General features: G+C 62.8%; 12 protein-coding genes and 1 riboswitch. Of the genes, 5 read left to right on the top strand and 7 right to left on the bottom strand.

All coding sequences use genetic code 11. The features are described 5' to 3' along the window. Window positions 1-86: 86 nt before the first annotated feature. Entirely contained in the window at window positions 87-695 is a 609-nt protein-coding gene (locus X741_RS142710; RefSeq protein ID WP_023779786.1) for a YkoF family thiamine/hydroxymethylpyrimidine-binding protein, read from the bottom strand. Next, window positions 686-799: riboswitch (TPP riboswitch) on the bottom strand. Its footprint overlaps the gene before it by 10 nt. Window positions 800-983: 184 nt before the next feature. Here X741_RS142710 and X741_RS142715 point away from each other — a divergent pair. Next, window positions 984-1,298, top strand: a complete 315-nt coding sequence (locus X741_RS142715; RefSeq protein WP_023779785.1) for a hypothetical protein — start codon at window positions 984-986, stop codon at window positions 1,296-1,298. A 45-nt stretch (window positions 1,299-1,343) separates the two neighbouring features. Here the strand turns inward: X741_RS142715 and msrA are convergent, their stop codons facing one another. Further along, window positions 1,344-1,886, bottom strand: coding sequence for a peptide-methionine (S)-S-oxide reductase MsrA (gene msrA / locus X741_RS142720; RefSeq protein ID WP_023779784.1), 543 nt, complete (start codon window positions 1,884-1,886; stop codon window positions 1,344-1,346). Between the two features lie 189 nt (window positions 1,887-2,075). Continuing rightward, window positions 2,076-3,620 (bottom strand): glycosyltransferase family 39 protein, encoded by a 1,545-nt coding sequence (locus X741_RS142725; RefSeq protein WP_023779782.1) that lies wholly within the window; start codon window positions 3,618-3,620, stop codon window positions 2,076-2,078. A gap of 197 nt (window positions 3,621-3,817) precedes the next feature. Between X741_RS142725 and X741_RS142730 the strand changes: the two genes are divergently transcribed. Continuing rightward, the gene (locus X741_RS142730) at window positions 3,818-4,525 is read left to right on the top strand and encodes a hypothetical protein (RefSeq protein ID WP_023779781.1); all 708 of its coding nucleotides are present in this window, start codon (window positions 3,818-3,820) and stop codon (window positions 4,523-4,525) included. A gap of 101 nt (window positions 4,526-4,626) precedes the next feature. On the opposite strand, the gene X741_RS142735 is transcribed toward X741_RS142730, so the two are convergent. The 3 genes from X741_RS142735 to X741_RS142740 form a co-directional block, all read right to left on the bottom strand. Continuing rightward, the gene (locus X741_RS142735; protein WP_245272776.1) at window positions 4,627-5,025 is read right to left on the bottom strand and encodes a GNAT family N-acetyltransferase; all 399 of its coding nucleotides are present in this window, start codon (window positions 5,023-5,025) and stop codon (window positions 4,627-4,629) included. A gap of 240 nt (window positions 5,026-5,265) precedes the next feature. After that, a complete protein-coding gene (locus X741_RS0135710) occupies window positions 5,266-5,601 on the bottom strand; it encodes a hypothetical protein (RefSeq protein ID WP_031250394.1) in 336 nt (111 codons plus the stop codon). Then, the gene (locus X741_RS142740) at window positions 5,594-6,007 is read right to left on the bottom strand and encodes a hypothetical protein (protein WP_023779777.1); all 414 of its coding nucleotides are present in this window, start codon (window positions 6,005-6,007) and stop codon (window positions 5,594-5,596) included. The genes X741_RS0135710 and X741_RS142740 overlap by 8 nt, the downstream gene beginning before the upstream one ends. A 377-nt stretch (window positions 6,008-6,384) precedes the next feature. Between X741_RS142740 and X741_RS142745 the strand changes: the two genes are divergently transcribed. From X741_RS142745 to X741_RS142755, 3 genes are all read left to right on the top strand, one after another. Further along, a complete protein-coding gene (locus X741_RS142745; protein ID WP_023779776.1) occupies window positions 6,385-7,200 on the top strand; it encodes a class I SAM-dependent methyltransferase in 816 nt (271 codons plus the stop codon). A gap of 432 nt (window positions 7,201-7,632) precedes the next feature. Beyond that, window positions 7,633-7,887 (top strand): hypothetical protein, encoded by a 255-nt coding sequence (locus tag X741_RS142750; RefSeq protein WP_224685290.1) that lies wholly within the window; start codon window positions 7,633-7,635, stop codon window positions 7,885-7,887. An 83-nt stretch (window positions 7,888-7,970) separates the two neighbouring features. After that, on the top strand, window positions 7,971-8,276 hold the full coding sequence (locus tag X741_RS142755; protein WP_013894492.1) for a hypothetical protein: 306 nt from the start codon (window positions 7,971-7,973) through the stop codon (window positions 8,274-8,276). 24 nt (window positions 8,277-8,300) lie between these two features. Here X741_RS142755 and X741_RS142760 read toward each other — a convergent pair whose 3' ends face one another. Continuing rightward, a complete protein-coding gene (locus X741_RS142760) occupies window positions 8,301-8,729 on the bottom strand; it encodes a DoxX family protein (RefSeq protein ID WP_023779775.1) in 429 nt (142 codons plus the stop codon). Window positions 8,730-8,810 lie beyond the last annotated feature (81 nt).

Raw genomic sequence — 8,810 nt, 5'->3', positions numbered from 1 at the left:
GGATGCCCGCGAGGTGACGCGGCCGGTTGAATGACGATGAGACCACGAGAGGACAACCTTGACGGTCGCGCATCGGCGCGAGCGGTTCAGACAGCGGTGGGGCTGTTGGCGGAAACCGTGACGTCGAGGGTTACATGGCCGGCACCCGGCCCGAAGCGGCAGAAAGCTTCGTTGAGCGCCGAAAAGATCGCGCCCGTATCGCCGCGCAGTTTGGTGCAGAAATTCTTGGAGCGATCGTAGACGCCGGACTGTTTCAAGAAATCGATGCAACCATAGATCTCGTCCATGTGGTCGCCGGTACCCATCACATAAAGCGAGAATTGCGCCGCCGCCGGCTGGCCGGTGGCGACCGCGCCATGCACGGCTGCGATGGCGGCTTCCTTGCGCGGGCCGAGCGGCCCGACAGGCCCGCCGAAGGCCTCGGAGCGGCAGATCGGATCGTCCGGCTCGCCTGGGCAGCCACGCGAAATGGCGGCTGACAAAACGCAATGCTTGCCGCTGCGCGCGGCCTCCACGAACAGGTCGCGCAGAGCCGGGAACAGCACTTCGGGCGGCCCGACCAGCAAGGTCGAGATGTCGTCGGTCTCGATCCTGAGCCGGTCACGATAGGGATCGAGCGCACCGAGCGCGCCCAAAATGACGCCGACGAAATCATCGGCCATGGGATATAGGGAAATCTGTGCGCCTGAAAACATAGCCCGCCTCGCTCCGCTGGTATTACCCAGATCAGCTTCTAGGGTCTGTGGGCTTGCCGCCCCCGTCTCAGCCCCGACCGTACGGAGCACCCCTGTGGATGGGCGCGTTAAAGCACCATTCGACCGATTGGGGAAGCCGTTTTTTTCAGCGAACTGCGCCAAAAGCATTGCGCCAGAGCGGGAGCGGTTGGCTCTGCCGGCGCGAGAATTTATCGGGAACCTTCACCAGACCGAGCGGTTGTCCTACCAGTCGCGACGCGACGAGTTCACAGAAAATGGAGACAAACCATGTTCATGAGAATCCTCGCAGCTTCGACGCTCACCATCGGCCTGGCCACATCGGCCATGGCGCAGAGCAATGGCACAAGCGGCACCGACGGAGCCGGTAGCGGCAGATCGGTCACGGTCGATCCTAATACGCCAGCTTCGCCGAACACGGTCGACCCGTCGGTGACCAACAGCACGACTGGCACGCTGGATGATATGAATTCCAACGCGGATCGGAATTGCCCTGCCCATCCACAGGGCGCGCAGCCCGATGCCAATGGCACGTCGCCGGGCACCACAGCGCCGACGGTTAACGACAACCATTGCGGCAAGTAGGATTTGCAATGAGAAGAAGCCGCGGAGCGCTCGCTCCGCGGCTTCTCAAATCCTGTCGCATGGCTGAATCCATGGCACCGCTTTTTCTCGAACCGGCAGCTTCCAGCCTGGCCTGACGAAATGGCAGGTGTAGCCGTTGGGATATTTCTCCAGATAATCCTGATGCTCCGGCTCGGCCTCCCAGAAGGCACCAGCCGGCGCGACTTCGGTGACGACCTTGCCGGGCCACAGCCCAGAGGCATCCACGTCGGCGATGGTGTCCTGTGCGACGTTCTTTTGCTCGTCGCTGGTATAGTAGATCGCCGAACGGTAACTCATCCCGACATCGTTGCCCTGTCGGTTGCGTGTCGTCGGATCGTGGATCTGGAAAAAACGCTCCAGCAGCGTCCGATAGCTAATCACGGCCGGATCGAAATTGATCTCGATCGCCTCGGCGTGCGTGCCATGATTGCGATAGGTGGCGTTTGGCACATCGCCGCCCGAGTAGCCGACACGAGTCGAGATGACGCCGGGATAGCGCCGTATCAGATCCTGCATGCCCCAGAAACAGCCGCCGGCAAGCACTGCGCGTTCGGTCGAAGTCGCCATGTCACCTCTCCTCAAAAAGCAATTCACAGAAAACGGACCGCGGTTCCGTCTTGAATTGCACGACAACAAATTGGATTTCCCATAAATGGGCATTGTCGGCGACTTCGTCCAGTCGCCCGAACGCGGCGCCGGCAGTGCGTGCGGCCATGCACCGACGAAATAGCACGACGCGGAATGGAATCGTGGACTTCAGCTGTGCGGTTGTCCAGTCGGGCCGTCGACAGCAACCGGCAGGCGCGCGCCGGGCGGGATGGCGGCAAAACTGATCGCCACCGGCGGCGCCTCTTGCGACCAGTTGAAAAGGACGGTCTTGACCTGAATGTTGTCCAGCCATGCGTGCAGCTGCGGTGGCACGCGACTGCCCGGCCAAACCATCAGCATGCCGTGGTCGTGCAACCGCTTCGGTGTGATCCAGGGTGCGAACCGCATATCGAGGTCGGTGAAAATCGACGGCTTGTCATAGGCATTGAGACCCGCCAGCATCGCCAGATTGGTGTCGCCGCCGACGATGTCGAGTCGGCCGGGCACAGCCGCGTGCCAGACCGCCTCGGCCTCGTCTGAGATCGGTCGTGCCGGCCAGCAAACGGCGTCCATGCGCCCGCGCACATTGCAGTCCGTCCAGCGGATGGCCGCATAGGCGCCTGACATGCCGATGATGCAGATGAATGCGCAGATCGTCAGTTTTCGCATCTCTGTGGCGCCAAGCCGATGGCTCAAGAACGCGAGCGCGACGACGCCGACAAGATTGTACATCGGCGCGCCCCAGGCTTCGCCGGTGCCGGTAAACAGCGAGGCGACCATGACCAGCGCCGCGGGCCCAAGGCCCATCCACATGAGATAAACACGCGAGCCGCGCTCGACGGGCTCTTGCGGAGCCGGCGAGTGCCGCAGCAGCCCTGATATCGCCAGCACCAGCAAAAAGCCGGAGAGCCCGGCCATCTGGACACCGGCATAATAAAGGCGCGCTCGGTGTTCGGTCACCCATTCGTCACGACCGGCGAAATAGGTCAGCGGCAGGAAATCGATACGGTAGAGCTCGACGGCCAACGGCGTGGCGACGGCGAGAAAGACGGCAAGGCCAAGCCACGGCCAAGGTGTCGCCAGCCGGCTGCGCGCGCGCGCATCGGACAACAGCCACAGAGCGCCGAAGGCAAGCAGCAGGCCGGTGGAGAATTTGGCATAAAGCCCGACGCCCGAGACCAGCCCGAGCGCGAGCCACCAGCCCGGCCCGCCACCACGGCCCGCGCGCCAAAGCAGCCAGCAGATCGCCGCCCAGAACGGCATCTGCGCATAGTCATGATTGAATTGCGGGGTCGGCCAGCCAAAGAAATAGACCGACGGCATCAAAAGTACGGCAGCCAGCGCCCGGCTTTGGCCCAGCATGTCGCGGGCCAGCAGATAGACCAGGATGAAGGTCGCGGAGATGGTCAGCTGGGCGAGCAGATATTGCGGCCAGCGGAACGATCCGGTCAGAAGATGGCTGGTCTCGAGCAGCCAACCAGGGAGCTGCGGGTGCTTGTAGGTCAAAAGCACCCATTCGCGGCCCCACATGAAGCCCTCCACGACATCGCCGGGCGGCGCGGGATCGACGAGCGCTGGCACCACCGTCCAGCACAAGATCTGCGCCAGGCACAAAAGCGCCAGCAAATGCCAGGGTTGGCGAAGCAGGCCGGACCAGACAGATAACGAACTCAAACCCGGGGCAGGCAGCCCCGCCGGCACCCAGCGATCCAAGGAGTCATCGATCCCCACCATGCGGCGCTTAAACCACATCGTCCGGTTTGCCGAACAGCCCAAACACCAAAGCTTACAAAAATGTATACTTGCGTGCCATTGCGACACCAAAATTGAACTGGAATTTCAACGCTCTGCAGCCCCCGCCTTCTCAAGGCACATGGCCTGAAGGCCCTGCCTGAACATCCGGATTCCAGATGCGCCATCAACATGCCGTCATTCACTACCGTGCGCTCGACTTCTGGCTGGCGCGCGCAGCGGTTCTCGTCATCATCTGCCTGCAGCTTCTGGTCATCAACAATCTCTCATTCGGTCCGCGCTGGCTGGCGCCGGGACTGGAAGCGGCCCTGCTCGTGCCGTTGTCGGTGGCGACGGCATGGACACAGGTCGTCACCAGAAAAGCGGTCGAGGACCACGAATGGCATGCGATCGGCCAGTTTCGCGCCATGATCCGCCGAACCGCCCTGGCCATGACCGCTGTCATCAGCGTCATGAATTGCGGCTCGCTGGTCTTGCTGGTGCATGCCTTACTGGAGGGACATGCCGGCAGCAGCGGCACGACACTGCTGATCGACGCTCTCAACATCTGGGTGACAAACGTCATCGTCTTCGCCTTGTGGTTCTGGAGCACCGACCGCGGCGGCCCCCCGACCTGCGGCCTCGTCAAGCTTGCGCAGGCCGATTTCCTGTTTGCGCAGATGACGCTGAACGACCGTGAGCTTAGCCAATGGCTGCCGGGCTTCGTCGACTACTTCTTCCTCGCCTTCACCAATGCGACGGCGTTTTCGCCGACCGACACCTTGCCGCTCTCCCAGCGCGCCAAGCTGCTGATGATGGCGGAAGCCATGATTTCACTGCTGACGATCGCGCTGGTCGCGGCCCGCGCGGTCAACATTCTCGCCTAGGGTAAAAACGCGAAATAGCCCGCTCCGGCGAACCGGAGCGGGCTGTTTCGTCGTCTTCGATGGTCGCGATGCTGCGCTTGCTCAGCCTGTTGCCGCCGCCCTCAATCCGCGCCGAGGTCGCGTTCGAAGACCACCTGGTCGCGCAGCGGAATGCCATTTACGAGCAAGCCTTCGGGATAGCCGCTCGACGGCCCGAACGCATCCTGCACGATGCGGCACATCCGAAAACCCTGTCTCTGGTAAAAGCGCAAATTGCCGATATCGGCCGTAGCGGTCGAGACGATCAGGCGTTGGCCGTTGCGCTCGCGGCAGCGGGTAATTGCCGCTGTGACAAGGGCCCGCCCCAATCCCTCGCTCTGCCTTGCCGGACGGACCGCAAGGCTCTTGAGTTCGAAGACACCGCCCTCGCCCGTCTCGATGATCTGCACATGGCCGACGATCCGGCCGCCCTCGCGAGCGACCATCACCTCGCCCCGACCGATATAGCCGGAAATCTGCATGGGAGAATCGTCTGCGAGGGCAAACAGAGGCCGCAAAGCCTCGCGGTTTCCATCGTATCGTTCAATAAGCATTCACAAGTCCGGACTGGATCAACGCCACCGCGAGTTCGGCATTCCTGCGCTGGATATAGCAGCGGCTGGCCATGAGCCACAAATGCAAAAAGCCCGCCCCGGCGCGAGCCGAGGTGGGCTTTGGCTTGATCAAGTTGTCAAATGCGAGTTTCTAAACGCCCGGCAAAGTTACTCCTCCGGTGCCGGCTTGAACTTGCGCACGATCACCTCGAACAAGATATCCGATAGCCCGTCCAGTTGGTTGATGGAGACATCGAAATCCTTGGGCAGCACCGAAAGCACGATCTTCAGATATTGGTCCGGCTTGTCGGCCCGCACCTCGGCGATGACGCCGGCGCCATGGGTTCGGAAATCGGCGCGCACGGCGGTGAGAAAGTCGTCGCCCAGCGTCTTCTTCGCCCGCTTCGGGCGGGGCTTTTGGACAATCGCCGGGCTGGCGGCAGGTTTACGCCTTGCCGGCCTCGCCTTGCGCCGCGCCGGGACGGCATCGGCCTGGTCAGTCATCGGCGTGCCCCACGGTGTTGGCGTCGCCGGAGGAAACCGCCGCCTTCGGCAGCGCCGGTCTGGCCCGCCTCGCCGGCTTTTTCGAGCGGGCGATTTTCTTCCTGGCCTTCCTGGCGCGCTTCGGCCTTGCGGCCTCGGCAGGCTTCGCCGCCCGGGCCGGTTTTGCAACACTGGCCTGTGCCTTGAGCCTCGCCATGGCGAGCCCGACAGCGCGGCCATCGACGCCAGCTTGCGCGAAACAAAAGCCGCCGGCCGCATCCCGCACCATGCCGACCAGCACGCCGGGCGCGACCTGCTCGACCCGGCCCAGCCGCGCCTGCGGCGCCGCGCCCTCGAATTCCCCGATGGCGCTGACAACCTCGCGGCCGTCGTCGCCGATGATGNCCCCCTCTGTCCTGCCGGACATCTCCCCCTCAAGGGGGGAGATTGGCAGCTTCGAGCGCCCGCTCCCTTGCGACGTCGAAAGGTCAGCGTGGCCGTGACTAGATCCGATCTCCCCCCTTGAGGGGGAGATGGCCGGCAGGCCAGAGGGGGGCACTGTCCCGCCAGCGTTCAAAATCGGCAACCAGAATCAAAAACCCGCCTCGCGGCGGGTCGTTGGCGCAAATCAGCACCATGGACAAATATGTAGCATAGCTGCCCTCACCCGGTCAACGATTTTCTGAGAAAAAATTCCTATTTCATTTTCCCCGGCAGCGTTGCCCTCAAGGCCCTCCAGTCGCCCGCCCCGTTGCCTAATGCATCCGTTGATGGGAAGCTGCGCGGGAGGATGGAGGACGCGCCGTGAGCAACGTCACCACGCACTACGGCAGCGACGGCATAGTCGAGCGCATATTGGCCGCCGTCCCCGATGCCAAAATCGACGCTCTCGATGCCAGGCAACTCTATCCGTTCGACCAGCTCCACGGCCGCGAACTGATAGCCACGCAGGACCATGCCGCCCGTCTGGCGCCTTCATCTTCCGACCGCATCCTGGATATCGGCAGCGGCATCGGCGGTCCGGCGCGGTTCCTGGCCTCCACCTATGGCTGCGCCGTCGACGGCGTTGACCTGACAAGGGCTTTTGTCGACGCGTCCGCCCAACTGACCAAGCTCAGCGGGTTGAGCGAGAAGGTCCGCTTCCACGAGGCGGACGCGACCAGACTGCCTTTCGCCGGCGATACGTTCGATGCGGCGATCTGTTTTTATGTCGGCATGAACATCGCCGACAAGCCCGCGGTCATCGGCCAGGCTTTTCGCGTGCTCAAGCCCGGAGGCAAGTTGATCTGGACCGAAGCGGTGCTTGCTGGCGGAGAGCCGTATTATCCCTTGCCCTGGGCGGTCTCACCGGCGACGAGCCACCTCGTCGATCGCAGTGCCCTGAAAACCCTGTTCGTGGACGCCGGCTTCCGGATCGACGAAATCATCGACGAAACTGGCGAACACGTCGAACTGGCGCTCAAAAGGGCCAATTCCGGCATCTTGCCCTCGCCCGCCCAGCAGCAGGCCAATGAGATCGTGCTCGGCGCCGAATTCGTGCAGCGACGCAAGAACTACATTCGCAGCCTGAGTGAGGGCAAGCTCGTATCGCTGGCCGTGATCGTCTCAAAGACTGGCTGACCGGAACCGATCCGCCAGAGGACCCAGAAGGTCGTCTCCAGAATCAAAAACCCGCCTCGGCGGCGGGTCGTTGGCGCAAATCAGCACCATGGACAAATATGTAGCATAGCTGCCCTCAGCTGGTCAACGACTTTTTGAGAAAAAATTCCTATTCTGTTCCTTCGGCGCGGCCCCGAAGAGGGAGCGGTATCGCATCATGCGAAGGCTGGAAACACAAAAACCCGCCTCGGCGGCGGGTCATCGGCGCAAATCAGCACCACACCGAAATCATAGCATAACCGCCCTCACCCGACAAACGGGCCAAGCGGCCACCGAAGCCCGCCTTTGCCAGCCGGCTTTTCATCGGCCGGCACCTGTGAAATCATTAGGGGAAGCTCATGGAATGATTCGCGTCACGGCCTTTGTGGGAGAGGACGTTTGGACAGACCAGCCATGGCATCCGTCTTCAGGGTGCGACATGCTCCGGCAACGGTTTCCGGCGTGCGCAGCACCGGCCAGGGCCAGGCCGACCCTGTGATCCGGGTGCACTCGCTTGGCGAAGCGGTCCGCTTCGTCGCCAACGCTTTTGCCAATTACGACATCAGCGCCGTCGCCATCACCTGCGGCGATCCCTCGATCCCGCGCCTCGGCAGCCTGGAGGTCAAGGCGCTGTGGCGCGAATATGGCGAGCGCCTGACGCAGGAATAGACCCTACCCGCCGCCGATCCGCCCTGCGGATCGGAAATGCCGCTGGTGCGTTTCAACTTCGGTCAATGGAGGGAAAAAGCGCCATGAACGTCGCCAATCTGCAACTCGAGGGCCTGCTGATGGCCGTCGCATCAATCAACCATGTGCTGGTTCGAAAGGGCGTGCTGACATCGGAGGAGATCGACATCGCCTTGCGCAAGGCCGAGGCCGGCGAAACCGGTGAGGAACGGTCCGGCGGGATGTCGGCGTCGAGCCGCGACGCCGTCAACTTTCCGATCCGGCTGCTGGAACTCGCCAATCAATGCCAGCCGGAGGCGGACATGCCGTCCTTTTCGAAACTGGCTCGTATGGTCGGCCAGATGAAGGAGCCCTACAACGACCAGATGTGAGGCCACGACCGAAGTCCGGTTGGCTCACGCCCTGCCCGGCCATCCCAGGTTCAGCGCCAGCGCCGTGCCCGGCCCATGCACCGCCGCGAACAGCAGCCCGGCCACGAAGGAAAAATGGTCGACGAAGAAGCCGAACTCGGCCTGGTTGCCGGCCCAGTGGCTCGGCCCGTGGAAGGCGAAGGCCAGGAACAGCACATAGGCGGCGGCGACAAGGGCTGCCTGCGTGAAGAAGGCGCCGCTCAGGAAACACAGCACCAGCGCGACCTCCAGTATCGCCGCGCACCAGGCGAGGAAGAGCGGGAACGGAAAGCCGGCGGCGGCGATGTAGCCGGCCGTGGCCTCCATGCCCATGAATTTGAAGGTTACCGCCATCAGGAAGACGGCGGCGAAGATCAGGCGGGCGACGAGAAGGGCCGCTGTCTGCCAGGACGATTGGGTGATTTGCGAGGGCATGGGTTGGTCTCCAGTTTCATTCGCCCAAAGGACGCGCCGCCTGGCGCCGATCCGACATGGCATGTGAAGTTTTTTCCAAAG

Source organism: Mesorhizobium sp. LNHC221B00, from assembly GCF_000502935.1.
Lineage (GTDB): Bacteria > Pseudomonadota > Alphaproteobacteria > Rhizobiales > Rhizobiaceae > Mesorhizobium > Mesorhizobium opportunistum.
This window is presented reverse-complemented; position numbering and strand designations above follow the sequence as displayed.

Coding starts and splice junctions, on each gene's coding strand:
- X741_RS142710 (WP_023779786.1), bottom strand. CDS start 695: ATGTTTTCAGGCGCACAGATTTCCCTATATCCCATGGCCGATGATTTC.
- X741_RS142715 (WP_023779785.1), top strand. CDS start 984: ATGTTCATGAGAATCCTCGCAGCTTCGACGCTCACCATCGGCCTGGCC.
- msrA (WP_023779784.1), bottom strand. CDS start 1,886: ATGGCGACTTCGACCGAACGCGCAGTGCTTGCCGGCGGCTGTTTCTGG.
- X741_RS142730 (WP_023779781.1), top strand. CDS start 3,818: ATGCGCCATCAACATGCCGTCATTCACTACCGTGCGCTCGACTTCTGG.
- X741_RS142735 (WP_245272776.1), bottom strand. CDS start 5,025: ATGCAGATTTCCGGCTATATCGGTCGGGGCGAGGTGATGGTCGCTCGC.
- X741_RS0135710 (WP_031250394.1), bottom strand. CDS start 5,601: ATGACTGACCAGGCCGATGCCGTCCCGGCGCGGCGCAAGGCGAGGCCG.
- X741_RS142750 (WP_224685290.1), top strand. CDS start 7,633: ATGGCATCCGTCTTCAGGGTGCGACATGCTCCGGCAACGGTTTCCGGC.
- X741_RS142755 (WP_013894492.1), top strand. CDS start 7,971: ATGAACGTCGCCAATCTGCAACTCGAGGGCCTGCTGATGGCCGTCGCA.
- X741_RS142760 (WP_023779775.1), bottom strand. CDS start 8,729: ATGCCCTCGCAAATCACCCAATCGTCCTGGCAGACAGCGGCCCTTCTC.